Here is a 22,664-nt window from a genome sequence, read left to right as displayed (position 1 = left end):
GATGTTGTGAGCGACCGGCGCTTCACCCGGCGTGTCCCGGCCACCCGAATGGGCTACCAGGTGCCCGATTCGACCGATTCCCACATCCCCAAAACGGCCTTCGCTACGACATTCGGGCGTTCCATCTGCGCCACGTGGCCGGTTCGGGGCAGAACGAGCAACCGCGCGTGCGGAAGTAGCCGGGCGGTGCGCTCGGCGCGCCGGACGGAGATCACCCGGTCGTGCTGCCCCCACACGACGAGCGTGGGCGCGTCGACGGCCGGCGCGACCGCCCACAGCGACGCCGGGCCGCGCGCGGACCACGTGCGGAAGATGCCGAACGTGCTGCGGGCCAGCGCGGGGGCGGCCCAGGCGAATCCGGCGCGGGCGCTGTGTTCCTCTTCGAGCTCGTCCAGCCTGCTCTGCGCGAACCGGCTCGGGTCGGCGAAGCACAGCTTGATGACCTGCATGGCGCGTTCACGCGGGCCGAGCGCGGCGAGCCGCCGGCGCACCCCCGGGCCGATCAGCGGCAGGTACGCGAACGCCATCCGCGGGTCGGACAGCCGCTTCATGCTGGGGCGGAGATCCGGCATCGCGGGCGAGATCAGCGTCAGCGTCTTCACCAGTTCCGGGCGGCGGGCCGCGACGAGCAGCGCGACGGCCCCGCCCATCGAGTTGCCGAACAGGTGCACGGGCCCCGCGTCGAGGCTCTCGATGTGGCTCGCCACGACCTCGGCGTGCGCGTCGAGGCTGAAGTCGAAGCCGTCGGGCGGCTCCGAGTAGCCGAAACCCGGCAAATCGACCGACGTGCCCGCGGCCTGGGGCGCCAGGAGGGCGGCGAGGTCGGTCCAGTTCGTGGACGAACCGCCGAGGCCGTGGACGTAGACGGCCGCCTCGGGACCGCCCGGTGTCCGGCGGATGTGCAATTTCACCCCGCCGACACCTATTGTTTCCCCGGGCCAAGGGGGCGGCGCCGGGTCCAGCGAGGGCAATGACCTGCGCGACAACGGCACATGGGTCAGCGGAGGGCGGCCCCTGGCGGCACGGGAAACTGGAGAAGACACAGCATCAAGGATGCCTGACCCTTGGCGGTCCGGCTGTACCGGCGAGTAATCTCGAGCTCACTTCACGCGGCGGTGACCCCGCCCCGCGGAGCCCGCGGCTACTGGAGGAACGATGACAGAAATGGCGCGACTGCAGGCCCGAGGTGTCCGCCTGCCCAGAACGGAACGCCGCGCCCAGCTGCTGGCCGCCGCGCAGCGGGTGTTCGCCGCGAACGGATACCACGCCGCCGCGATGGACGAGATCGCCGAAGAGGCCGGCGTCAGCAAGCCGGTCCTCTACCAGCACTTCCCCGGCAAGCTCGACCTCTACATCGCGCTGCTGGAGAGCCACGTCGACGAACTGGTGCGGCGGGTCAAGGACGCGCTCGACTCCACGTCGGACAACAAGCAACGCGTGCCGGCCACCGTCGGCGCGTTCTTCGACTTCGTGAACAACGACGCCGGTGCCTTCCGCATGGTCTTCGAGTCCGACCTGCGCGGCGAGCCTGCCGTCCAGGAGGCGGTGGACCGGGCGACGTCGGCCAGCGTCGACGCGATCACCGAGACCATCACCGCCGACGCGGGCCTCGACGAGGACAAGGCCCGGCTGCTCGCCGTCGGCCTCGTGGGCCTCTCGCAGGTCAGCGCGCGGTTCTGGCTGGCGCACCACAAGTCGATGAGCCGCGAAGAGGCCGTGGCGCTCACCGCCAACCTCGCCTGGCGAGGCATCGGCGGTGGCTTCCCCCTCCAGCACTGACCCCCGCGTTTCGTCCTCTGAATGCGGTCCTTGCGCGGGCGACTACCGCATTCAGAGGACGAATTGCGTCAGGTCACTGCGGCAGGAGCTTCTTCAGGCGGTCCGCGGCGGCCTGGGCGTCGGCGACCACCTTCGCGGTGTCGATACCGACAACGCGTCCTTCGCGCTTGAGGGCGCGGCCGTCGACGAACACCCACGAGACATTCGCGGGCTGGGTGTTGAAGACCAGCTGATTCACCCAGTCCACCTTCGGCGCGAAGTTGACCGCCTGCGCGTCGACCACCTGGAGATCCGCCCGCTTGCCCGGCGTCAGCGACCCGATCTCCTTGTCCATCCCGAGCGCCTCCGCGCCGCCGAGGGTCGCCATGCGCAGGACGTCCGCCGTGGTCGGGTAGACCGCCGGATCCGTCGTGGTCGCCCGCTGGAGACCGACGGCCGCGCGCATCACGTTGAACATGTCGCTCGTGTCGTTGGTGCCGCCGTCGAGGCCGAGGCCGACCTTCATGTTCCGCTTCTTCATCTCCGGCAGCCGGATGACACCCGACGCGAGCCGCATATTCGAAAGCGGGTTGTGCGCCACACCGACCCCGGCCGCCGCGAGCTCGTCGAGATCGGCGTCGGTGGTCTGGATGACGTGGTTCGTCACCAGCCCGGGGTGCAGCGCGTTCGCGCGCCGGAGCGCGTCCATCTGCCCCGCTGTCAGATCGGCCTTCGATTCGAGCAGGTGCACGTTCAACGAGACGCCGAGTTCGCGCGCGAGCTTCTCCGAGGCTTCGACGCTCGGGAAGTTCCCCGTGGACGGATGCGTGCCGATCTGCAGGCGCGCCAACGGGTTCGGATCGATGACCTCGCGCTTCACGCGGCGGATCTCGTTCTGCAGCGCGGGATCGGTGGTGCCGTTGTAGGAGTAGAGGAACCGCAGCTTCGACTCGCCGAGCGCGCGGAGACCGCCCTTGGCGAAGTCGGTGTTGAACGCGTGCGACCAGTCGGTGACCGTGGTGATCCCGGTCGAGACGACGTCGGCCGCCGCGAGTTTCGTGCCCGCGTACGCGTCCGCGTCGGTCACCGGGGCGCGATACAGCGGGATGACGCATTTGCCGAGCCAGCCGATGAGTTCCTTGTCGGCCGCGCAGCCGCGGATGAGCGACTGCCACAGGTGGTTGTGCAGGTCGACGAAGCCGGGCAGCACGATCTTGCCGCGGCCGTCGACGACTCGCGCGGTGCCCGCGTCGAGGTCCTTGCCGACCTGCTTGATCTTGGCGCCTTCCAGCACGACGTCGGCGTCGGCGAGGGCGCCGAGCGGCCCTTCGCCGAGGCCGGGATCCATGGTGAGCACCATCGAAGCGTCGCGGATGACGACCCGGCCGGTGCCGGTGAATTCCGCGTCACTCCCGGCTTCGGTGGTCCCGCCGCCCAGGTCGGTGAGCAGGACCGCGCCGAGGACGACGGCGATGGTGAGGCTGAAAACGGACAGGATCGATCTGTTTCGTTTCATTCTTCCAACTCCCCAGTCGAAAAGATCACGTTAGCTCACCTGACGCGAACACCCCGGAGAATTACCGCGATGGGATGTTCGAGCCGTTCCAGGTCCTCACGCGGATCTTCCGCGTAGACGACGGCGTCGGCGGGCGCGCCCGGAACCAGCCCGGGCAACCCCAGGTATTCGCGCGCGGCCCACGAGCCCGCGGCGAGGGCGTCGTGGGGTCGCAGCCCCGCCTCCGCGAGGGCGCGGATTTCGGCGCCCACCCGGCCATGCGGCCGGGAGTCGGTCCCGGCGAGGATCTTCACCCCCGCCTCCGCCGCCGCCACGACCAGCGCGGGATGTGCCTCCGCCCCGCCCGCGAACCAGCGTTTTTGAGGATTGTCCTCACGGTTCCGCACCCTCCCCAGCGCCGCCTGGAACACCGAGAGCGTCGGCGTGAGCGCGGTTCCGCGGGCCGCCATGTCCGGCAGGTGAGCGGGATCGAGCCACATCCCGTGTTCGACGGAGTCGACCCCCGCGGCCACCGCCGCTTCGCCTCCGGCGGCGTGTTGCGAGTGCACCGCGACCCGGCCGCCGACCGCGTGCACCGCCTCGACGACCGCGGTCATGACGTCGGACGGCACGGCGTCGTCCCCCACCCGCCAGTCGGCGATGATCTTGGCCCAACCGGTGCGTTTCGCTTGTGCCGCGGCCAATCCCGGGAGCTCCGCGTGCGAGGCGCGGCGGCCCCAGCCGTCGAAGAACTGGCCGTGCTGGGCGATCCACGGCCCGGCGTGCACCGCGCGGGGCAGTCCGGGTTCGGCGCCGAACCACTCGGGCGGCTCACCGGGCAGCCCCGGCGAGCGGATCATCGTGACCCCGGCGTCGACGTGCCGGTGCAGATCGGCGCGCAGGATCTCTTCGTCCATCGGGTCGCCGGGCTCCTCGGCCCCGGGATGGGTGTGGGCGTCGACGAGGCCCGGCAAGAGCCAGCCTTCGGCGACCAGTTCCGCGCCCGGGACCGGGTCTGTGGTCCATCGGTCGCCGTCGGCGTAGAGATCGACGTACTCGCCGTCGGGAAGCGCACGCCCCCGGATTCTGATGATCACACCCGCCCCCTCGTGTCGAGCAATCCAGCGGCATCGCGACGAGCCCGGTTTCGGCTATTAATCGAGTGACCGCGTTGCCGATCCGCGAGGAGTCACCATGCCGCATATCGCGCTCGACGAGAACCTTCCCGGCATCACCGGCTTGTTCGCCTACCGGCCGGAGACGGCGGCGCCGCTCGGGCAGCTCGCCGAGGTCCTGCTTCGCGGCCCGAGCAGCCTCAGCGTGGGCGAACGCGAACTGATCGGCGCGGTCGTCTCGCGCGGCAACGACTGCACGTTCTGCTCACGCAGCCATGCCGCCGTCGCCGCCGAAGCGCTCGAAGGCGGCATGCCGGTCGTGGAGGCGGCGTGGAAGGACGTCGACGGCGCCCCCGTGTCGGCGAAGGTGAGGGCGCTCCTGCACGTCGCGCTCGCCGTGGGCGAAAGCGGGAAGTCGGTGGGCGAGGACCTGATCGAGACCGCCCGCGCGGAGGGCGCGACGGACGTCGAAATCCACGACACGGTCCTGATCGCGGCCGCGTTCTGCATGTTCAACCGCTACGTCGACGGGCTGGCCACGCTCGCCGTCGACGACCAGGACGCCTATCGGGAGGCGGGCGTCCGTCTGCTGGCGAACGGCTACACGTCCCTCTGAAAGTAGGGGACCTTTGCTACCACCCGCGCCGACCGCACGTCGCGAAAACCACTTGGCCCCTGTCTGGGCGTTTATTCGCTGTCGTGCGTGTGCTGAAGGCTCCCTTCACTGCGTCCGATGCGGCGAAAGGAGCCTTCGGCCCCGGCGACACGCGTGTCGTCCACCCAGTCACGCGTGTCGTCCACCTGATCACACGCGCCGTCCTCTCAGACACGCACAACCACCTCGCCGAGACCCTGACCTGCGGAAAGAGAGCAAGGGACCTTTGCTACCACCTGTCTTAATGTCGAGATAAGTGGTAGCAAAGGTCCCTTGCTCCCTTTTCAGACCCTCGCGGCGCGGCGGACGAGTGCCGCGATGCGGTCCGAAACCTCCTGAGCCCGCTCCTGCGGAAGCATGTGCCCCGCCCCCGGATAGCGCACGAATTCGGCTTCCGGCAGCTCGTCGGCGATGACCTTGGCGTGCGGCGGCGGACAGAGCCGATCCCGCTCCCCCGCCAGCACGATCACCGGCTTGCCCTGCAGCGCGGCCAGCGTGACCCGGCAGTCGTGCCGCGAGATCGCGTCCTGGAATCCCGCGACGCTCGCCGGATGCGCGCACAGCAACTGCTCGGCGACCGAGTCCACGTCGGCCCGCTGAGGCCGCCGCCCGAAGACGAGCAGCCGCGCACCGGGCCGCACCACCGACAGCGGCAGCGGCAAGGCGTCCCGGCGGTTCTTCGCGAGCAGCTTCGCGAGCCTCCGTTCGAACCTCGCCGCGCCGCTGCCCGCGATCCCCGGCAGGCCGAGGGTGATCCGGTCCATCTCACCGGACGATGTGGCGACGAACGCGACCCCTGCGACGCGCCGGGCCACGAGATCGGGGTGCCTGCGCGAAAGTTCCATGATCGTCATGCCGCCCATGGAGTGCCCGGCGAGCACGATCGGCCCGTTCGGGACGCGGTCTTCGATCAGCTCGGCGAGGTCGTCGGCGAGGGTCGCGATCGTGGCCGTGCCCGGTTTCGCCGGCGCGGAACCACCGTGGCCGCGCAGGTCGTAGCGCAGGGTCCGGACGGAGTCGCCGAGCCGCGACACCACGCCGTCCCAGGTCCGGTGGTCCTGGGTCCAGCCGTGCACGAGCACCAGCGTGAGCTCGGAGTCGGCGGGCCCGCTCGTCTCGACGTGCAGGGCGGTGCCGTCACCGGTCACGAACCGATGTTGCCGCGACGGGTCCCACGAGACGGCGTCGCGCTGCTTGACGCTCTTCATCGCTTCCCCGGCAGCAGGAAGGACTTGCGCCAGAAGTACATGCCCGGTTTGCCGACCAGCCCGGACTCCTGCAGGAACGGCATGATCTTCTCGCCTGCCCACTGGATGCTTTCGCGCCAGTTCGGGTTGTTCAGCGCGGCCTCGACGCCGTCACGCGGACGGATGCCGACGGCCTTGTAGACGTTCGGGTTGATGAAGGCCCGCGTCACGAAGTACGAGATCAGGGCGATGATGAACTGCTGATAGAGGATTTCCTTCTTCGACAGTTTCGCCATCCCGCGAGTCACCTCTTCGCGGGCGAAGGTGACATGTCGGGCTTCTTCGAGCACGTGGATCCGGTTGACCATGCGCACCAGCGGCTGGATGTCCGGGTCGTTCATCTGCTCGCGCTGAAGCCGGTCGAGGACCTCTTCGGCGACGAGGATCGCGCCGTAGCGCGCGGGGCCGTAGCTGATGGTCGGCATCAGTTTCGCCAGCCGCCGCAACCACGGCACCGGCCCGTAGGACGGGCAGCCGATCCGCGAAGCCATCCGCGCGAACATCGTCGAGTGACGGCATTCGTCCGCGATTTCGGTCAACGCGTACTGGGCGTGCGAACTGGTCGGGTCTTCGTCGTAGACCTCCTTGAGCAGCATCTGCATCAGGAGGATTTCGAACCACAGCCCGGTCGTGGCGACGCTGGCGACCTCGTGCTTGCCGAGTTCGATGCGCTGCTCTTCGGACAGCGAGTCCCACAGTTTCGTGCCGTAGAGCGAAGAACGGTGCGCCGGGATGTACCGCTTCCCGTCGACGAGCGGGGCGGTCCAGTCGATGTCGACGTCGGGATCGTAGAACTTGTTCGCGGAGGACTTGAGCAGCCGCTCGGCCGTCTTCTCCCGGTCTGTTTCCTTCAGCGCCCGCGTCATTGCCGACACACCCCTATCTGTAACTCGTGGTAACAGTTACCTCTGGTAGCATGACTGGGGTGATCGAACGTGTCAAGCGCAACAGCAAGCAGTCGAGCAAGCACCCCACGGCGGGTGAGGCCGACACGGGCGACGCCCGCCGCGACCGCTGGCGCAAGCACCGGATCGCGCGCCGCGCGGAGTTCGTCGAAGCCGCCCTGCGCGCGCTCGATACGCACGGCCCCGACCTCGGCATGGAAGACGTCGCCGCCGAAGCGGGTGTCACGAAACCCGTGCTGTACCGGCACTTCGACGACAAGGCGGATCTGTACGTCGCGCTCGGGCAGCGCGGCACGGAGATCCTCTTCCAGCGGCTGATCCCGGCGATCAACTCCGAGCTCGCCCCGGTCCCCCGGATCCGGATGGCGCTCGACTCCTTCTTCAGCGTCATCGAGGAGCACCCGAACCTGTACCGCCTGCTCGCGCGCGGCGGCCTCCAGGAGAAGGTGGTCGTCAAGTCCGACGTCGTCGCCGAGGACAAGGAACTGATCGCCACCGCGCTGACCGCGCTGCTCGGCGACTACATGCGGATGTTCAACATGGACTCCGGCGCCGCCGAACCGTGGGCGCACGGCATCGTCGGGATGGTGCAGAGCACCGGCGAATGGTGGCTGGACCGACGCTCGATGGGCCGCGACAGCGTCGTCGAGTACCTGACGCAGATCATCTGGGCCGCGATCGACGGCCTCTCCCGGCAGCAGGGCATCGTCATCGACCCGAACCTGCCGCTCGAAGAGAACAAGGTCGTCCAGATGCGGAAGGAATCGGAGGCGCAATGAGCGAGCACGACGAAGACGGTTACGCCGGCGAAGCGGTCCTCGTGATCGACGGGACCGAGATCGCCACCACGGTGGACCTGCGGGGCTACTTCCAGCCCATCGACGGGTACTACCGCTGGTACGGCCGCGTCGCCACCAACGAGCAGGTGTCGGCGGCCGCCGGCGGTAAGAAGACCGCCGTCGAGATCCGCGCGGGCGAGTACAGCGCGAAGGGCGAGCTCTCCGACCCGGACCCGTGGGACCGCTACCGCATCATGGGCACCAGCACGCCGCCCTTCCATGTGCCGACCAGCCTGGAAGAACTGAACGAACTCAACGCCTGACCTCTTAGCGCGTGAAGGCCCCCTTCCCTCGGCTCAGTCGAGGGAAGGGGGCCTTCACGCGCTATCGGGAAATTCAGCCCCGCCGTTGAGCGGGCACCCGAGCACTGGGCAGCAGGTACTTCGGCCAGCTCGACAGCTTGTTCATCGCCCATTCCAGCGGCCCGCGCCCGACGAACTTCCGCCACAGCACCGCCGCGGTCAGCGCCACCACCGAGAACTCGACGAAGTGCAGCACGCTGAAGATCGAGTCGCCGTCGGTCTCGTCCCACAGCAGCGCGATCGCCACGAAATGCAGCACGTACGCGCTCAGCACCCGCCCGCCCAGATCCGAAAGCGGCCGCAGCACGCGCTCGAACTTCGGCATCAGCAGCTGACAGCCGCCGATCACCGCTGCCGCGATCCCGATCGAGATCAGCAGGTCGAACGGTGTGTACGAGGTACCCGTCGGCAGCAGTTCCCAGGCCCAGCTGGTGGTCGGCGGTGTGCCGTGGATCCAGGTCTGGTGCAGCCGCAGGAATTCCGGCGACGTCATCCCCATCTGCGCGGCGGCCGGTTCGAGCGACCGGTAGATCGCCTGCATACCGCCGAGCGGCCCGGTCGCGAGCCAGGAAACGAAATACCCGCCCACCGCGAGCGCCGAGCCGCCGAAGAACAGCCGTCGGCACACGCTGCGCGAGGTCAGGTCCATCCGCCCGATCGCCATTCCGGCGAACACGTACGCCATCAGCGTCAACGCGGGGAACGTGCCGGTCAGCACGAGGACGGTCGCGGCCTTCAGCAGCCCGGTCGACGTGACGTCGTCCGCGGTCAGGTCCGGCGCGAAGAAGAGCAGGTCACGGGGCAGCAGTTGCGCCCTGATCAGATGGGAGAGCAGCGGGCCCGCCACGGCGACGGTGATCGCCGCGATCGCGAGCGTCTTCGCGCCCGCGCGCAGCCACGGGATCGCGAAGAGGAAACAGGCCCCGTAGTAGGCCAGGATCACCATGTAGCCGGTCTCGAGGCTGGTCAGCCACAGCCCCAGCGCCACCAGGAGCGGGGCGCGGGTCGCCAGTTTCAGCGCGACACGGGTCCGGTCGCGGCCCTCTTTGGGACGGCGGCCGCCGGACATCAGCGCGATCGAGACCCCGGCCAGCACCGCGAACAGCGCGGCGGAATGGCCTTCGAACGGTTTGAACAGCACCCCGAAGCCGCCTTTGGCCGGATCGGGGCCGACATGCACTGCGTACATGCCGAGGACGGCCAGGCCGCGGGCGACATCGATGCCGGTCAGCCGCCCTACGGCCCGTTTGCCTTGGTCGGGAACAGTGCGCACGCCGTCGACCAGCGCGCGGTCCATCACAGTGACGCCGTCCACCTCATTTCTCGGCTAGCCCCCTGCCGTCCCCGCCTTAGCGTGACGATCAAATCTGAGAGCTGGCTGAGACGCGGCGGTGACGCCACTGTGACATCCGACTACAACCCGATCGGGTTAGTCACCAACGGCGAAGCCGACCTTGCGAACATCCGACGGCGCGATCTCGACGTAGGCGATCCGGTCGGTGGGCACGATGTACTTGCGGCCCTTTTCGTCGTCGAGGCGGAAGATCCCGTCGCCGGCCCTCAAGGCGTTCGCGACCAGTTCCTCGACCTCGTCGGGTGACTGGCTGCTGGACACCACGAGCTCCCGCGGCGTGTCCTTGATGCCGATCTTGACCTCCACGTGGGACCTCCGCTTGAAAGTTCGAAATTCACTGGTGCGCCAAGGCTAGCCGAAGTGACCTCAGCCGAGCCCCAGCACCTGCATGCGCTTGGTGTGCCCCTGCTGCAACCGGCGGAACAGCGCCGCGATTCCCGACAGGTCGCCCGAGCCTTCGACGATCAGCTCGGCGAGCCCGTCCCGCTCGGCGACGACGTACTGGGCCTGCGTCAACGCCTCGCCCAGCAGGCGGCGGCCCCACAGCGCGAGCTTGTCGCGCGCCTTCGGGTCGGCCTCGATACCGGCCGCGACTTCGCGCTCTGCGAACGCGGAATGCCCCGTGTCGGCGAGCACGGTGAGCACGAGGTCCTTGGTCTCGGGGTCGAGCCAGCTGGCCATCTCGCGGTAGAGGTCCGCAGCGAGCCCGTCGCCGACGTAGGCCTTCACCAGGGACTCGAGCCAGGAGCGCGGCGCCGTGGAGGCGTGCCAGGCGTCGATGTGCCCGACGAAGGGCCGCATCGCGTCCTCGATCGCGACGCCGTGCCCCTTCAGATGCTTGGCGAGCAGGTCGTAGTGCCCGATCTCGGCCGCCGCCATCGACGCCAGCGCGGCCCGGCCGGACAGCGTCGGCGCGGTGCGCGCGTCCTCGGCCATGCGATCGAATGCGGACAATTCCCCATAGGCGAGTACGCCGAGCAAATCGACTACGCCTTCACTGATCTGCTTTGCCTCGGTCACGGCGGAAAGGGTATCGCCGAACACACCCGCCCGGACCGGAAGAGACCGATCCCACGCCGCCGACACGCCGGGGGACTATCGAAAAACCGCAGACCAGGTACACTGGCGGCCGGATACGACGGATCTTCCGTCCCGGATCGGGACGCCGCTGCGGCTGAAGGACAGCCGATGTGGCCCCGGTCAGCACAAGAATGATGTGCGTGCACGCCATCCTGCGGCATTCCCACGAAGGGCCGCTCCAGCGCCAGTAGCGCGGAGCCCGAGCGAAATTTCGTGGTCGAGTGTCGATCTGGTGACCAGGGCAGTGCGCGCTGGTCACGAGAGAGGCGAGCACCCTGACCACGAACGAAACCACAACCGAAGAGAACACCACCACCGGCGTCCCGGCCGCCGTCGCGCTGGAGCACAGCGAGACCGGTCCGGCCGCGCTGGACACGTCGCACCCGCTACAGGCGGGCGCCCCGGTGGAGCCCGAATCGCCCACCTTCGCCTCCTTCGGCGTCAAGCCGGAGATCGTGAAGGCCCTCGGCGAGGCCGGTATCGAGCGCACCTTCGCCATCCAGGCGCTGACGCTGCCGCTGGCCATGGCCGGCGACGACCTGATCGGCCAGGCCCGCACCGGGATGGGCAAGACGCTGGGCTTCGGCGTCCCGCTGCTGCACCGCGTCGAGGTCCCCGGCGACGGCACCCCGCAGGTGCTGGTCGTCGTGCCGACCCGTGAGCTGTGCATCCAGGTCGCGAACGACCTCAAGGGCGCGGGCAAGCACCTCGGCATCCGCACGCTGGCCATCTACGGCGGCCGCCCGTACGAGCCGCAGATCGAGGCGCTCCGCAAGGGCGTCGACGTCGTCATCGGCACGCCCGGCCGCCTGCTGGACCTGGCCGAGCAGCAGCACCTGGTGCTCGGCAAGATCCGCGGCCTGGTGCTGGACGAGGCCGACGAAATGCTCGACCTGGGCTTCCTGCCCGACATCGAGCGCATCCTGCGGATGGTCCCGGACGCCCGGCAGACGATGCTGTTCTCGGCGACCATGCCGGGTCCGATCATCACGCTGGCCCGCACGTTCCTGAACCAGCCGACGCATATCCGCGCCGAGGAGAACGACGCCGGCGCCATCCACGAGCGCACCACCCAGTTCGTCTACCGGGCGCACTCGATGGACAAGCCCGAGCTGATCGCCCGCGCGCTGCAGGCCGAGGGCCGCGGCCTGACGATGATCTTCACCCGCACCAAGCGCACCGCGCAGAAGGTCGCCGACGATCTGGTCGAGCGCGGCTTCGCGGCCGCCGCCGTGCACGGTGACCTGGGCCAGGGCGCCCGCGAGCAGGCGCTGCGCGCGTTCCGTTCCGGCAAGGTCGACGTGCTGGTCGCCACCGATGTCGCCGCCCGCGGGATCGACATCGACGACGTCACGCACGTGATCAACTACCAGACGCCGGAGGACGAGAAGACCTACGTCCACCGCATCGGCCGCACCGGCCGCGCGGGCCGCACCGGTGTCGCGATCACCCTCGTCGACTGGGACGAGGAGCCGCGCTGGAAGATGATCTCCGACATCCTCGGGCTCGACAAGCCCGAGCCGGTCGAGACGTACTCGTCGTCGAAGCACCTGTTCAGCGACCTCGGCATCCCGGAGGGCACCACCGGGCGCCTGCCGCTGTCGAAGCGGACCCGCGCCGGTCTTTCGGCCGAGGCCGAAGAAGACCTGGGCGGCAAGCGCCGTGGCCGTGGCCGCGGGGCGAGCGAAGAAGAGGCTCCCCGCAAGCGCAACCGCGCGCCGCGCAAGCGGACCCGCGGCGGCGCGAACGCGGCCGCCAAGATCGAAGCGGCGGACGCCGCCGCGGCGGCTTCGGCGGAGGGCACCGAGGGCGCGGCCGCCGAGACCGCTTCGGAGGGCCGCACGCGGACCCGCCGCCGCAGCCGCGGTGGCGCGAAGCCGAGTCCCGAGGTCAGTGGCCCCGCGGTCGAGAAGGAGGCAGGCGACAGCGCCGAGCGTCCGGCTCGCCGACGCCGCCGTCGCCGTCCGTCGGCGACTTCTGATACACCTGCGTCGGCAGACTGAGCTTTCTTACTGCGGACATGGGGAGCTAGGGGCACGTGAGCGAACGCTGGGACGCCGCGCCGGACGACGAACCGGCGCGGCCCGTGCCCGCCGATCCCGAGCAGTCGAACGGCAGCACGCCGGAGACGGCCGAAAACGCGATCGGCACCGAGGACGTGCTGGACGCCGAACCCGCTCAGCCGGTGGCCACCGAGCCGCCGCTGGGCGGGAAACGCGCCCGGCCCTCGCCGTGGAACCGCAAACGGGATCGCGTGATCGCCGCCGCGATCGTGGTGGTCGTCGCGGTCACCGGTGTCGTCATCGGCGTGACCAGCGACAACTCGGCCACGGTCGCACAGGTCGCCACCACCCTGCCGCCCGGGCTCCCGCCCGCGCCGGCGCAGGTCCCCGGTTCGCTGAGCGAACTGTGGCAGGCGCCGAGCGCGTCGACCCCCGTCCCGATCGGCGAGGCCAACAGCGTCGTCACCGGCGACAAGGGCGAAGTTCTCGGCCGGGACCCGTACACCGGCGAAGTCCGCTGGCGCTACTCGCGCGATCTCGAACTGTGCACCGTCGCGCTCGCCGGGATCAAGGTGGACGCGGTGTACCGCAAGGACACCGGCTGCAGTGAGGTCACCCAGCTCGACGCGGGCACCGGGCGCCGCACGGCGCAACGCAACGGCGACGCCGAGCTCGGGACGCGGCTGGTCGTCGACGGATCGCACGTCACCACCACCGGCAAGAAACTCCTGAACACCTGGCGCGACGACCTGGTCAAGAGCATGGAGTACGGCCAGGTCCCCGCCATCGTGAACCCGAACAAGCAGCCGAGGACAGGCTGCACCTACGGCACGGTGGCCGCCGCGGCGGGCAAGATCGGCGTGATCGAGCGCTGCCCCGGCGACCCCGCCGACCGCTTCACCGTCTACCGCGCGACCAACGACGAGGCCGACGACCCGAAGGTCGACTACAGCACCGTGCTCGCCGGGAAGAACGCGAAGGTCGTCGCGATGTCCGGCGATCTCGCGCTGATCGTGCTGCCCGAACAGAAACTGCTGGTCATCTACGGTGGCGACGGCCTGCAGAAGTCGGCGTATCCGCTCGACGTGCCCGAGGCCGAGATCACGCAGGATCCGGTGGGCGGCGTCATGACGACCTCGTGGACGGCGCAGGGCGTCTACTGGTTCACCGGGTCGAAGACCATGGCGTTCTCGCGGGACGACCTGACGCCGCGCTGGACGCTGAACAACTCGACCGGCCCGGGCGTGACCTTCGGAGAGCAGCTGGTCGTGCCCATCCAGGGCGGGCTGGCCGTACTCGACGAGACGACCGGCGCCACCATCCGCACCGTCGGCGTCGACAGGCGCGGCTACACCGGCCCGGTGCTGCTTTCCTCGGTCGGGCCGGTGCTGCTGGAGCAACGCGGCCCCACCGTCGTCGCCCTCAAGTGACCGGCGGGTGGTAGCAAAGGTCCCTTGCTACCGGCCCGCGGTCAGCGCGTCGTCGAAGTCCGGGAAGTACGCAGCCGGCTGACTTCCTTCCAGCACCACTTGCCACCTTCGCTGACGAGCGTGCCGGTGGCGGTGCCGGGCCGCCCCGCGACGGTCAGCGTGACGGCGACCGTGGCCTTGGTCTCGGAGACCTTCGTGACCGGGCCGAGCGAGGCGTCCGACGCTTCGCTGACCCGCTCGATGATCTGGTCGATGTCCTTCTCGGCACTCGCGCACTTCAGCTCCGTCAACGCGGCCCTGTCATGGGCGTTGATGCCGTCGATGATCGCCTGCGCGGTTCCTTCCGGGCCGGACGCCTTCTCGGCCTTGTCGTCACCGAGGAAGAACCCGGGAGCGACGAACCCGGTGATGCCCAGCGTGAGCACCACCACGGCCGCGGCGGCGATGCCCACGATCAGGCCGGTCTTGTTGTTCTTCGGCGGCGCGGGCGGCCCGCCGAAGCCCTGTCCGTACTGCTGCTGGCCGTAGCCGGGGTATTGCTGCTGGGGGTACTGCTGCTGCGGGTACGCGCCGCTCTGGTCGTAACCACCCTGCTGGTACTGAGGCTGCCCCGGCTGCTGCTGCTGCCCTGGATACTGCTGCCCGCCATGACCCTGGTCGGGCTGTCCTGGCTGGGGTGGGTAGGTCATTTCAACGGTGCCCTTCGTCCTCGCTGCGGGGCAGCGTGCTCATCTACGACCTGCCCAGTGAGCCATATTTTCGCAGGGGCGGGGCACCTTTTCCGGTCGATGACACCTTCCTGCCGTGTCAGCTCCACCAAAACAGACTCAGCGCGGCCGTCACGCTCACGACGACACCGAGACCCGCGAAGCCCGCGACGCGGCCATGACGTGTGTCGGCGACCCGTTGCGCCAGCAAGGCGACGACCGCCGCGACCGGATGACCGATCAGCATTAACGGCCCCGGCCCGGGCGCACCGGCGAACAGGCAGACCCCGGCGACCACGAGAACGAACACCGCGAGCACGACCATCCCGGCGGCCAGCGATCCGGTCAGCCCTCGCCAGAACCGGCCGCTTCGGGGCGTCTCGGGCTCGCCCGCGGGCGGTGGGGTGGTCGCGAGCTCTTCGGTGTCCGGTGACGACACGTCCTCGCCTGTCCTATCGTCGGGTCTGGAGAATCTAGGGCGCCAGCAACTCCCACGGCTGAGCCGCGGGCCCGGCCTCCTGGCCTGCCGCGCAACTGGGCCGGAAGTCGCACCATGAGCAACGGCGGCCCGGACGCGCCGGGAACAGGACGTCCTCGTCGCCGCCGGCGTCCAGGGTATCCGTTGCCAGCCGCAGATCTCCGGCGGTCTCGTCGGCGCGCTGGAGATGCCGTTTGAGGCTCTGCTCGGTGTGCTCGGCGGCCGCGACGGTCCCGGTGGGCACGTGGTGCAGCTCGACCTGGTAGCACGGCGTCCGCAGGGTCCTGGCGGCCGCGACCGCGTACAGCGCCAAGGCCTGCGACGAGCGCGCCTCGTACTCGTCCGGCTCACGACGGCCGGTCTTGTAGTCGATGATCACCAATTCCCGGCCACGCTGGTCGATGCGGTCGGCGCGGCCCTCGATGATGAGGCTGGGCCCGCTGCCCGGCTCGAGCGTGACCGGCGCCGACACCCAGCGCTCCAGCCCGACCGGATCGACGCTGACGTCGTTGTGCTCGACGTACTCCGCGACCCAGGCCTTCGCCCTGGCGCGATACCGGGCGGCCTGGTCTGCGTCTTCGAACCCGGCGTCCTTCCAGTGTTCGGCGACGAGCGCCATCGCCCGCTGCGGCACGCGCTTGACCACCGGCAGGTCGAACAACGCCCGCAAAGCGTTGTGCACCACCGCACCCAGCGTGCTGTGCGCCCACGCGCCGGTGCGTGCCGGGGACGGACGGTCCAGATACGACATGCGGTAGCGGCGCGGGCAGTCTTCGAACGTCGCGAGGCGGGCAGGCGAGACCTTCGTCAGCTTGCGCGGCGCCTCGACGCCGAAGTCGAAACCAATCTGCTCCATCGGATCACCCCGCCCGCAACGCTACGCACCCCCACCGACACTTTTCGAGGGGATCCCCGCCGAAGGGAGCAAGGGACCTTTGCTACCACTCCCGGCCGGGCGGCGGTCCGTGAAGGTCGCCTTGAGGGACCCAGGGTCCGTGAAGGCCTCCTTCACTACCTTCAGGGTAGGCAAGGAGGCCTTCACGGCACCCGCCAGGCGCCGGTCACGTGCCCGAGATGAAACCCTTCACCGAGTTCGCCACCAGCTCGACCGCGATCGCGGCCAGCAGCAGACCGGCGATCTTCGCCAGCAGCGTGATCCCGCTTTCCTTGATCAGCCGGATGACCACGCCCGAGTACCGCATGCACAGGTACAGCACGAAGTGCACCGTCACGATCGAAAGCGCGAGAGCCACGTACGCGCCGACGTGGCCATCGGCCTGCCGCACGAAGACGATGGTCGCGGCGATCGCACCCGGGCCGGCGAGCAGCGGCGTCCCGAGCGGGACGAGGGCGACGTTGACGTCGTCGCCCGCCGCCTCGGCCTCGCCGCCGGTCTTGCCGGTCAGCAGCTGCAGCGCGATGAGCAGCAGCAACAGCCCGCCCGCGCCCTGCAGCGCCGGGATCCCGATGCCGAGGTAGGACAGGATCGCCTGTCCCGCCACGGCGAACAGCGAGATCACCAGCAACGACACCAGCACCGCCTGCCGCGCGGCCTTGGCGCGGAACGCCACCGACTTGCGGCCGGTCAGGCTCAGGAACACCGGCACCGTACCCGGCGGGTCCATGATGACGATCAGCGTGATCGTCGCACTCATGAACAGGCGCGCGTCGAAGAAGTCCGTGATCGTCACCGGGTCACGACCTGATAGCCGGTGGACCGCGCGACGAGTTCTTCGAGCGCGAGCGGATCGGTGGTCTCGTCGCCGAGGTCGATCGTCTTGTTCGTGCCGTGGTAGTCGCTCGACCCGGTGCGCACGAGCCCCAGCTCCCCCGCCAGCCCGTGCAGCCGGACGCGGGTCTCCTCGTCGTGGTTCGGGTGGTCGACCTCGACCCCGGTGAGCCCGTGCTCGGCCAGCCCGGCGAGCACGTCCACGCTGATGGTCGCCCCGCGCGTGTAGGCGAAGGGATGCGCGATGACGGTGACCCCGCCCGCCGCCGCGATCATGTCGATCGCGTCCTCCACGAGCGTGTCCTGCCGCGCCACGAAATATCCGCTGCCGTTGCCGAGATAGCTGCCGAACGCCTCGTTCACCGAAGCGACGACACCGGCCCGCACCAGAGCCTGCGCGAGATGCGGCCGTCCGGCGGAACCGTCCTCGGGAAGCAGCGACATGACCTCGTCGGGATCCACCGGGAGACCGTCGGCGGCCATCCGTTCGGCCATCACCCGCAGGCGCCAGCGCCGCTCCGACCGCAGCCGGGTCTGCTCGGCGACGACCGCCGTCGACTCCGGGTCGAAGAGGTACGCGAGCAGGTGGACGCTGATGTGCCGCCCGGTCACCGGGTCGACGGAGATCGTGGACAGCTCGGCGCCGGGCACCAGGGTGAGCCCCGGCGGAAGTGCCTCGGCGGCCGGGGCCCAGCCGGCCGTGGTGTCGTGATCGGTGATCGCGACGACGTCGAGGCCCGCCTTCGCGGCGGCGGCGACCAGCCCGGCAGGGCTGTCGGTGCCGTCGGAGGCGGTGGAGTGGGCGTGCAGGTCGATGCGCATCGCCGCTCAGTATCGACGATGCTCCAGGTCACAGCGACTCCGGGACCTGCGCTAACCGACCTTCTTCTTGCCGCGGGCCGCACGCTGCGCCTTGATCATCGAAAAGCGCTCGGCCTGCTTCTGCTTGTCGCCGAAGACGAGCTCGGAAATGGTGTCGTAGAACTCTTCCGGCTTCGGCAGGTAGTCGATGCGGTTCAGCGCCTGGATCTGACCGGCGGACTCGACCACCATGGTCCCGTACCCCATCATCCGGCCCCACGCCGAACGTTCGTAGGTGAGGTCGGTGACCTTGGTGATCGGCATCATCAGCACCTTGGTGGTGTAGACGCCGGTCGTCATCACGAACCGTTTGTCCGTGACGACCAGTCGCTCGACCCACCACTCCATCACCACGTACGCGAAGCGCAGGATGACGAGCAACGCGGCATACCAGAGGATGTTCTGGATGACCCACGCGGCGGGCGGCAGCAGGTAGGACACCAGGACGCAGATGGCCAGCAAGGCCACCGCCTCGAAGGTGTCCCACAGCAGCACCGCCCAGTGACGGCGGATCCTGATGACCCGCCGCTCGGTGTCGAGGAGATACTCGTCTGGATCGCGTGGGGCGAACATACCGATAGAGTATCCGCCGTCCGCTAGCTGAAGACGTTGCTGACGAAGGTGATCACCGATTCGGCCGAGTCACGCAGGAAGCCGATGATGTTTCCCACGAGGCCCGCGGCCTGACCTGGCTGCGCGATCACGAAGAACAGCACCAACGCGATTCCTGCGAAAGTGAGGAGCTTTTTCGCGTTCACAGCGATCAATCCTGTCTCTTACGGTGACTGACTGCGGATACTGACCATTCATTTTGTACCGCACCTTCCACCGGCGCGGGAGAGAAGTCCCGCGCTTGGGTCAGCCGGCAAGGGGAAGTGTACCGCACGGCTACTCTCCGTGTACAGGACAGCCATTGTCAGGAAGCCCGCGTCTACCATTCGGGAATGAACACCGTTTCGGACAGCACCGTCCGCTGTGTCGGCGGCATCGTCCACGACGAACTCGGCCGGATTCTGCTGATCCGGCGCGCGAATGAACCCGGACGTGGACTCTGGTCGGTCCCCGGCGGGCGCGTCGAACCAGGCGAAACGGACGAAGCGGCCGTCATTCGCGAGATGCGCGAAGAGACCGGGCTCGACGTGATACCGGGCACACCTGTCGGCAACGTCCGCCGCGGCCCCTACGACATCCACGACTACGCCTGCACGGTCACCGGCGGCACTCTCCGTGCCGGGGACGACGCCGACGACGCCCGGTGGATCGACGCCGAAACCTTGATCGAACTCGACAAAGGCGGCCGCCTGGCCGAACTCCTGTTCGTCACTCTCCGCGACTGGGGAGTGCTGCCGACCGGGTAGGCCCGAAAGACGCGGGATAAAGCGGCGCGGGAGGTGAAAATTATCCTCGCCGATGCTTTGCCTCGTGAGTGGTAAGGACGGTTAGAACCGGAATCGCCACTCACGACCACCCTGGACCGGCGCCCGCCGTCAGCGACCCGGCGGAAGCGCTAAACCGGCAGCCAGGTCATCCGTTGCCCGTGCGGGGCCGTTCTGGCCAGCGCCCGCACGTCCGGGACGCCGGAATCCCAGCGGACGAGCCCGAGCACGGCCTGGTCCACCGGTTCGGCCAGATCGGTCCTGCCGGGCACCAGGAATTCCAGCGCGGCGGCATAGAACTCCTCGCTGACCCACCACAGCGGCCGGTCCGCGGCGAGCTCGCGGAGCGCCTCGATGAAGTCGGCCCGCCGCTCCCCCAGGTACGCCAGCACGTGACTGGTCAAGACCACGAGCGGGGCGTCGGCGGGCAGGGTGGCGGCCGCCGAGGCGAGATCGTCGACGGCGGCGCCGGCGATCAGCTCGGGCCGCTGCTTGCCCTGCGCCGCCGCGGCCGTGCGCAGCAGCCGGATCCGGTCCGGCTGGTCGGCCCAGACACAGGCTTCGAGCCAGGCCAGTTCGTCTTCGTCGGTCAGGTCCACCGGGGCGCGGTCGAGGCCGGCGCGAGCGGTGATCGTCAGCTTCTTCGGCACCTTCGGCGTGACGGCGCCGGGCGCGAGGTCCAGCGCGCAGTGCAGGCCGACCGCGGTCTTCGCGGGCCCGGCGGTGAGCTGTTCGCCGCCGTCGCACTGGTAGCGGTAGGCGTATTTGTCCAGGCCGAGGAGCAGGCCCGCGCTACAGCCGACTTCGAGCAGCGCGATCTTGCCGCCCGCCTCCTTCGCCGCCGCCGTCATCGCGGGGTAGAGCAGCGCGGCCCGGCGGACCTCGTTGGTCTGCGTGTACCGCGAGGAGATGATCGCGCGCGCCTTGTCCGCCCGCTCCAGCAGGAACGAACGGAACAAGGGCCACGTCTCCGAGTCCACGCCGTCGAAACCGCCGACGGACGGGTAGTACCGCGAGAGCGGGTGGATGGGGTCGGCCTGGATGAGGCGGTGCGCGGTCGCCATGAGCAGCGTTCCGCGTGCTTCACCACCGCGGGCGTCCGTCAGCAGCCCGGCGACGTCGTCGTCCTCGGCCGCCTTCGCCGCCAGGTGCTCGTACAGCGGCGAAACACCGGCCGCCTCGACCGTCGCGAACTTCCGCAGGCGGCTCTTGATCTCATCCAGCCCGATGGGCATCGACGCGCTCCCTCTTCCCGTTCGTGACACCCGTTATTCGTGCGGCACAGGACGGCCGGGCTGTTCACCGCCCCTGGTGTCACCGTAAGACCGCTTCGGCACCATGACCTTGCGACGGAACACACAGACGATCGTGCCGTCCTGCTTGTAGCCGCGGGTCTCGACGTACACGACGCCCCGGTCGTCCTTCGACTTCGACGGCGTCTTGTCCAGCACTTCGGTCTCGCCGTAGATGGTGTCACCGTGGAAGGTCGGCTTCACGTGTTTCAGCGATTCGACCTCGAGATTCGCGATCGCCTTGCCGGACACGTCCGGCACAGACATCCCCAGCAGCAGCGAGTAGATGTAGTTGCCCACCACGACGTTCTTCCCGAAGTCGGTGGTCTCCTCGGCGTAGTGCGCGTCGAGGTGCAGCGGGTGGTGGTTCATCGTGATGAGGCAGAACAGGTGGTCGTCGTACTCGGTGACCGTTTTGCCCGGCCAGTGCTTGTAGACCGCACCGACCTCGAACTCTTCGTAATAGCGACCGAACTGCACCCATTCCTCCTGCACGAGTAACGCGGCGTGAGCCTGGAACGACAGGCCTTCGTGTTGAGGAGTACCCTCGACCATTGGTGTCGGGTCGTCAACGCGACCCACACCACTGCGTAACCGTCCGCCGAGCCGAAGGAGGTGAGGAACCCGATGTCCAGTGGCGATAGTCCGCTTCCTAGTAGTCGCAGCGTTTCCGCCTTCACATCTCGCCGGATCCCCACCTGGCAGGGCTGACGAAACCGGGAACGCTGGCCTAGCCGAGCGGCCCCCCGACCGCTTGGCCCGTCGTCTTCGCGCACCAACGCACGACGTCTGCCCAGGAGATCCCATGCCTGCCATTCCCTCGCTCGGCGGCCTTCGCGGCCGGAGCAACGGCCGCGCCAAGAGCGTCCCCGAACGCCCGCTGCCCGTCCCCCTTTCGGCGTACGTCGTCGATTGCGCGGTGTACGTGGACGGCAAGCGCCTGCCCGGCCGCTGGACGCACGCCGAGGCCATCAAAGAGGTGCGCAAACGGCACACCGGGTTCGTCTGGATCGGCCTGCACGAGCCCGACGCGGTCCAGATCCAGGGCATCGCGGACACCTTCGGCCTGCACGAGCTGGCCGTCGAGGACGCGCTCGAAGCACACCAGCGGCCCAAGCTGGAGCGCTACGACGACACGCTCTTCATGGTGCTGAAGACCGTCCGGTACGTCGAGCACGAGTCGCCCGCGACGGCGAACGAGATCGTCGAGACCGGCGAGCTGATGGCCTTCCTCGGCCGCGACTTCGTGATCACCGTGCGGCACGGGAACCACTCGGGGCTCGCGCGGCTGCGCCGCGAACTCGACCAGGATCCGGAGCGGCTCGCCCTCGGGCCGTCCGCGGTGCTGCACGCGATCGCGGACCACGTCGTCGACCACTACCTCGACGTCACCACCGCCATCGAGTCGGACATCGACGAGATGGAGACGCACGTCTTCGCGCCGCGTTCCAAGGTGAGCGCCGAGCAGATCTACTTCATGAAGCGCGAGGTGCTGGAACTGCGCCGCGCGGTCATGCCGCTCGGCACTCCGCTGCAGCGGCTCGCGGAGGGGTACACGCGGCTGATCCCGGACGAGGTCCGCTCCTACTTCCGCGACGTCTCCGACCACTTGACGACCGTTTCGGAGCGGGTCTCGAACTTCGACGAGCTGCTGACCACCCTGGTGGACGCCACGCTGGCGAAGATCACGCTCCAGCAGAACACCGACATGCGCAAGATCACCGCGTGGGCGGCGATCATCGCGGTCCCGACGGCGCTCGCCGGGATCTACGGGATGAACTTCGACTACATGCCGGAACTGCATTGGCGCTTCGGCTACCCGGTGGCGATGACGGTCATCTTCGGCGTCTGCATCCTGCTCTACCGAATATTCAGGAAGAACCGCTGGCTCTGACCTTCCTTCCCCTTTCGGTAGTTCTGGAGTTCCCTCATGCCAAGGATCCTGACCAACCTCAAGTTCTGGGCGCTGGCCTTCTGCGTCGTCTGGCTCGGCATCGTCGTCGCGATCATCGCCAAGGACCCCGCGTTCGCGCACGGC

The 22,664-nt window shown here is 68.9% G+C and carries 25 protein-coding genes; 8 read left to right on the top strand and 17 right to left on the bottom strand.

The genetic code is table 11. The annotated features are described in order from the left end of the window. Positions 1-53: 53 nt before the first annotated feature. The gene (locus tag DMC61_RS24960; RefSeq protein WP_199750093.1) at positions 54-911 is read right to left on the bottom strand and encodes an alpha/beta fold hydrolase; all 858 of its coding nucleotides are present in this window, start codon (positions 909-911) and stop codon (positions 54-56) included. Between the two features lie 244 nt (positions 912-1,155). On the opposite strand from DMC61_RS24960, the gene DMC61_RS24955 reads away from it, so the two are divergent. After that, positions 1,156-1,779, top strand: coding sequence for a TetR/AcrR family transcriptional regulator (locus DMC61_RS24955; RefSeq protein WP_037332079.1), 624 nt, complete (start codon positions 1,156-1,158; stop codon positions 1,777-1,779). A 73-nt stretch (positions 1,780-1,852) separates the two neighbouring features. Here the strand turns inward: DMC61_RS24955 and DMC61_RS24950 are convergent, their stop codons facing one another. Together DMC61_RS24950 and DMC61_RS24945 are read right to left on the bottom strand one after the other, a co-directional pair. Then, the gene (locus tag DMC61_RS24950) at positions 1,853-3,274 is read right to left on the bottom strand and encodes an amidohydrolase family protein (RefSeq protein ID WP_125691617.1); all 1,422 of its coding nucleotides are present in this window, start codon (positions 3,272-3,274) and stop codon (positions 1,853-1,855) included. Between the two features lie 35 nt (positions 3,275-3,309). Beyond that, the gene (locus DMC61_RS24945) at positions 3,310-4,350 is read right to left on the bottom strand and encodes an amidohydrolase family protein (protein WP_125691615.1); all 1,041 of its coding nucleotides are present in this window, start codon (positions 4,348-4,350) and stop codon (positions 3,310-3,312) included. A gap of 97 nt (positions 4,351-4,447) precedes the next feature. Here DMC61_RS24945 and DMC61_RS24940 point away from each other — a divergent pair, with 97 nt between their 5' ends. Further along, positions 4,448-4,984, top strand: a complete 537-nt coding sequence (locus tag DMC61_RS24940) for a carboxymuconolactone decarboxylase family protein (RefSeq protein ID WP_125691613.1) — start codon at positions 4,448-4,450, stop codon at positions 4,982-4,984. A 323-nt stretch (positions 4,985-5,307) separates the two neighbouring features. On the opposite strand, the gene DMC61_RS24935 is transcribed toward DMC61_RS24940, so the two are convergent. Continuing rightward, positions 5,308-6,231 carry an alpha/beta fold hydrolase gene (locus tag DMC61_RS24935; RefSeq protein ID WP_125691611.1) on the bottom strand — a complete coding sequence of 308 codons (924 nt, stop codon included), beginning with the start codon at positions 6,229-6,231 and terminating at the stop codon, positions 5,308-5,310. Then, entirely contained in the window at positions 6,228-7,136 is a 909-nt protein-coding gene (locus DMC61_RS24930) for a diiron oxygenase (RefSeq protein WP_199750092.1), read from the bottom strand. The genes DMC61_RS24935 and DMC61_RS24930 overlap by 4 nt, the downstream gene beginning before the upstream one ends. A gap of 50 nt (positions 7,137-7,186) precedes the next feature. Here DMC61_RS24930 and DMC61_RS24925 point away from each other — a divergent pair, with 50 nt between their 5' ends. Next, positions 7,187-7,954: a TetR/AcrR family transcriptional regulator gene (locus tag DMC61_RS24925; protein WP_038519016.1), complete on the top strand. Its 768-nt coding sequence runs from the start codon at positions 7,187-7,189 to the stop codon at positions 7,952-7,954. Next, the gene (locus DMC61_RS24920) at positions 7,951-8,277 is read left to right on the top strand and encodes a DUF4873 domain-containing protein (protein WP_016331491.1); all 327 of its coding nucleotides are present in this window, start codon (positions 7,951-7,953) and stop codon (positions 8,275-8,277) included. Before DMC61_RS24925 ends, DMC61_RS24920 begins: the two co-directional genes overlap by 4 nt. A 73-nt stretch (positions 8,278-8,350) precedes the next feature. On the opposite strand, the gene DMC61_RS24915 is transcribed toward DMC61_RS24920, so the two are convergent. From DMC61_RS24915 to DMC61_RS24905, 3 genes are all read right to left on the bottom strand, one after another. After that, positions 8,351-9,631, bottom strand: a complete 1,281-nt coding sequence (locus DMC61_RS24915) for a heparan-alpha-glucosaminide N-acetyltransferase domain-containing protein (protein WP_125691607.1) — start codon at positions 9,629-9,631, stop codon at positions 8,351-8,353. A gap of 114 nt (positions 9,632-9,745) precedes the next feature. Next, positions 9,746-9,976 carry a DUF3107 domain-containing protein gene (locus tag DMC61_RS24910; protein ID WP_016331489.1) on the bottom strand — a complete coding sequence of 77 codons (231 nt, stop codon included), beginning with the start codon at positions 9,974-9,976 and terminating at the stop codon, positions 9,746-9,748. Between the two features lie 60 nt (positions 9,977-10,036). After that, positions 10,037-10,690, bottom strand: coding sequence for a ferritin-like fold-containing protein (locus DMC61_RS24905; RefSeq protein WP_043848581.1), 654 nt, complete (start codon positions 10,688-10,690; stop codon positions 10,037-10,039). Between the two features lie 464 nt (positions 10,691-11,154). Between DMC61_RS24905 and DMC61_RS24900 the strand changes: the two genes are divergently transcribed. Both DMC61_RS24900 and DMC61_RS24895 read left to right on the top strand, forming a co-directional pair. Beyond that, positions 11,155-12,753, top strand: a complete 1,599-nt coding sequence (locus tag DMC61_RS24900) for a DEAD/DEAH box helicase (protein ID WP_016331486.1) — start codon at positions 11,155-11,157, stop codon at positions 12,751-12,753. 35 nt (positions 12,754-12,788) lie between these two features. Then, entirely contained in the window at positions 12,789-14,183 is a 1,395-nt protein-coding gene (locus DMC61_RS24895; protein WP_125691605.1) for a hypothetical protein, read from the top strand. A 41-nt stretch (positions 14,184-14,224) separates the two neighbouring features. On the opposite strand, the gene DMC61_RS24890 is transcribed toward DMC61_RS24895, so the two are convergent. From DMC61_RS24890 to DMC61_RS24860, 7 genes are all read right to left on the bottom strand, one after another. After that, on the bottom strand, positions 14,225-14,872 hold the full coding sequence (locus tag DMC61_RS24890) for a hypothetical protein (RefSeq protein ID WP_125691603.1): 648 nt from the start codon (positions 14,870-14,872) through the stop codon (positions 14,225-14,227). Positions 14,873-14,990: 118 nt separating this feature from the next. Further along, on the bottom strand, positions 14,991-15,329 hold the full coding sequence (locus DMC61_RS24885; protein WP_125691602.1) for a hypothetical protein: 339 nt from the start codon (positions 15,327-15,329) through the stop codon (positions 14,991-14,993). A gap of 34 nt (positions 15,330-15,363) precedes the next feature. Continuing rightward, the gene (locus tag DMC61_RS24880; RefSeq protein WP_016331482.1) at positions 15,364-16,224 is read right to left on the bottom strand and encodes a PD-(D/E)XK nuclease family protein; all 861 of its coding nucleotides are present in this window, start codon (positions 16,222-16,224) and stop codon (positions 15,364-15,366) included. Between the two features lie 205 nt (positions 16,225-16,429). Further along, positions 16,430-17,059, bottom strand: coding sequence for a MarC family protein (locus DMC61_RS24875; protein ID WP_016331481.1), 630 nt, complete (start codon positions 17,057-17,059; stop codon positions 16,430-16,432). Next, on the bottom strand, positions 17,056-17,919 hold the full coding sequence (locus tag DMC61_RS24870; protein ID WP_016331480.1) for a PHP domain-containing protein: 864 nt from the start codon (positions 17,917-17,919) through the stop codon (positions 17,056-17,058). The genes DMC61_RS24875 and DMC61_RS24870 overlap by 4 nt, the downstream gene beginning before the upstream one ends. A 51-nt stretch (positions 17,920-17,970) precedes the next feature. Further along, on the bottom strand, positions 17,971-18,531 hold the full coding sequence (locus DMC61_RS24865) for a PH domain-containing protein (RefSeq protein ID WP_016331479.1): 561 nt from the start codon (positions 18,529-18,531) through the stop codon (positions 17,971-17,973). Between the two features lie 23 nt (positions 18,532-18,554). Next, complete coding sequence (locus DMC61_RS24860) at positions 18,555-18,716, bottom strand: hypothetical protein (protein ID WP_005167589.1); 162 nt, start codon at positions 18,714-18,716, stop codon at positions 18,555-18,557. A 186-nt stretch (positions 18,717-18,902) separates the two neighbouring features. On the opposite strand from DMC61_RS24860, the gene DMC61_RS24855 reads away from it, so the two are divergent. Next, on the top strand, positions 18,903-19,316 hold the full coding sequence (locus DMC61_RS24855) for an NUDIX hydrolase (protein ID WP_125691600.1): 414 nt from the start codon (positions 18,903-18,905) through the stop codon (positions 19,314-19,316). Positions 19,317-19,465: 149 nt separating this feature from the next. On the opposite strand, the gene DMC61_RS24850 is transcribed toward DMC61_RS24855, so the two are convergent. Both DMC61_RS24850 and DMC61_RS24845 read right to left on the bottom strand, forming a co-directional pair. Continuing rightward, positions 19,466-20,569, bottom strand: coding sequence for a DUF2332 domain-containing protein (locus tag DMC61_RS24850; RefSeq protein WP_199750091.1), 1,104 nt, complete (start codon positions 20,567-20,569; stop codon positions 19,466-19,468). A gap of 33 nt (positions 20,570-20,602) precedes the next feature. Next, positions 20,603-21,181: a MaoC family dehydratase gene (locus tag DMC61_RS24845; RefSeq protein WP_016331476.1), complete on the bottom strand. Its 579-nt coding sequence runs from the start codon at positions 21,179-21,181 to the stop codon at positions 20,603-20,605. Between the two features lie 250 nt (positions 21,182-21,431). Between DMC61_RS24845 and corA the strand changes: the two genes are divergently transcribed. Continuing rightward, positions 21,432-22,520, top strand: a complete 1,089-nt coding sequence (corA, locus tag DMC61_RS24840; RefSeq protein WP_125691598.1) for a magnesium/cobalt transporter CorA — start codon at positions 21,432-21,434, stop codon at positions 22,518-22,520. The last annotated feature ends 144 nt before the right edge of the window (positions 22,521-22,664 follow it).

It is taken from the genome of Amycolatopsis sp. WAC 04169, assembly GCF_003947535.1.
In the GTDB taxonomy this organism is placed as follows: domain Bacteria; phylum Actinomycetota; class Actinomycetes; order Mycobacteriales; family Pseudonocardiaceae; genus Amycolatopsis; species Amycolatopsis keratiniphila.
This window is presented reverse-complemented; position numbering and strand designations above follow the sequence as displayed.

Coding starts and splice junctions, on each gene's coding strand:
- DMC61_RS24870 (WP_016331480.1), bottom strand. CDS start 17,919: ATGCGCATCGACCTGCACGCCCACTCCACCGCCTCCGACGGCACCGAC.
- DMC61_RS24925 (WP_038519016.1), top strand. CDS start 7,187: ATGACTGGGGTGATCGAACGTGTCAAGCGCAACAGCAAGCAGTCGAGC.
- DMC61_RS24950 (WP_125691617.1), bottom strand. CDS start 3,274: ATGAAACGAAACAGATCGATCCTGTCCGTTTTCAGCCTCACCATCGCC.
- DMC61_RS24865 (WP_016331479.1), bottom strand. CDS start 18,531: ATGTTCGCCCCACGCGATCCAGACGAGTATCTCCTCGACACCGAGCGG.
- DMC61_RS24920 (WP_016331491.1), top strand. CDS start 7,951: ATGAGCGAGCACGACGAAGACGGTTACGCCGGCGAAGCGGTCCTCGTG.
- DMC61_RS24930 (WP_199750092.1), bottom strand. CDS start 7,136: ATGACGCGGGCGCTGAAGGAAACAGACCGGGAGAAGACGGCCGAGCGG.
- DMC61_RS24845 (WP_016331476.1), bottom strand. CDS start 21,181: ATGGTCGAGGGTACTCCTCAACACGAAGGCCTGTCGTTCCAGGCTCAC.
- DMC61_RS24955 (WP_037332079.1), top strand. CDS start 1,156: ATGACAGAAATGGCGCGACTGCAGGCCCGAGGTGTCCGCCTGCCCAGA.
- DMC61_RS24880 (WP_016331482.1), bottom strand. CDS start 16,224: ATGGAGCAGATTGGTTTCGACTTCGGCGTCGAGGCGCCGCGCAAGCTG.
- DMC61_RS24850 (WP_199750091.1), bottom strand. CDS start 20,569: ATGCCCATCGGGCTGGATGAGATCAAGAGCCGCCTGCGGAAGTTCGCG.
- DMC61_RS24855 (WP_125691600.1), top strand. CDS start 18,903: ATGAACACCGTTTCGGACAGCACCGTCCGCTGTGTCGGCGGCATCGTC.
- DMC61_RS24940 (WP_125691613.1), top strand. CDS start 4,448: ATGCCGCATATCGCGCTCGACGAGAACCTTCCCGGCATCACCGGCTTG.
- corA (WP_125691598.1), top strand. CDS start 21,432: ATGCCTGCCATTCCCTCGCTCGGCGGCCTTCGCGGCCGGAGCAACGGC.
- DMC61_RS24890 (WP_125691603.1), bottom strand. CDS start 14,872: ATGACCTACCCACCCCAGCCAGGACAGCCCGACCAGGGTCATGGCGGG.
- DMC61_RS24935 (WP_125691611.1), bottom strand. CDS start 6,231: ATGAAGAGCGTCAAGCAGCGCGACGCCGTCTCGTGGGACCCGTCGCGG.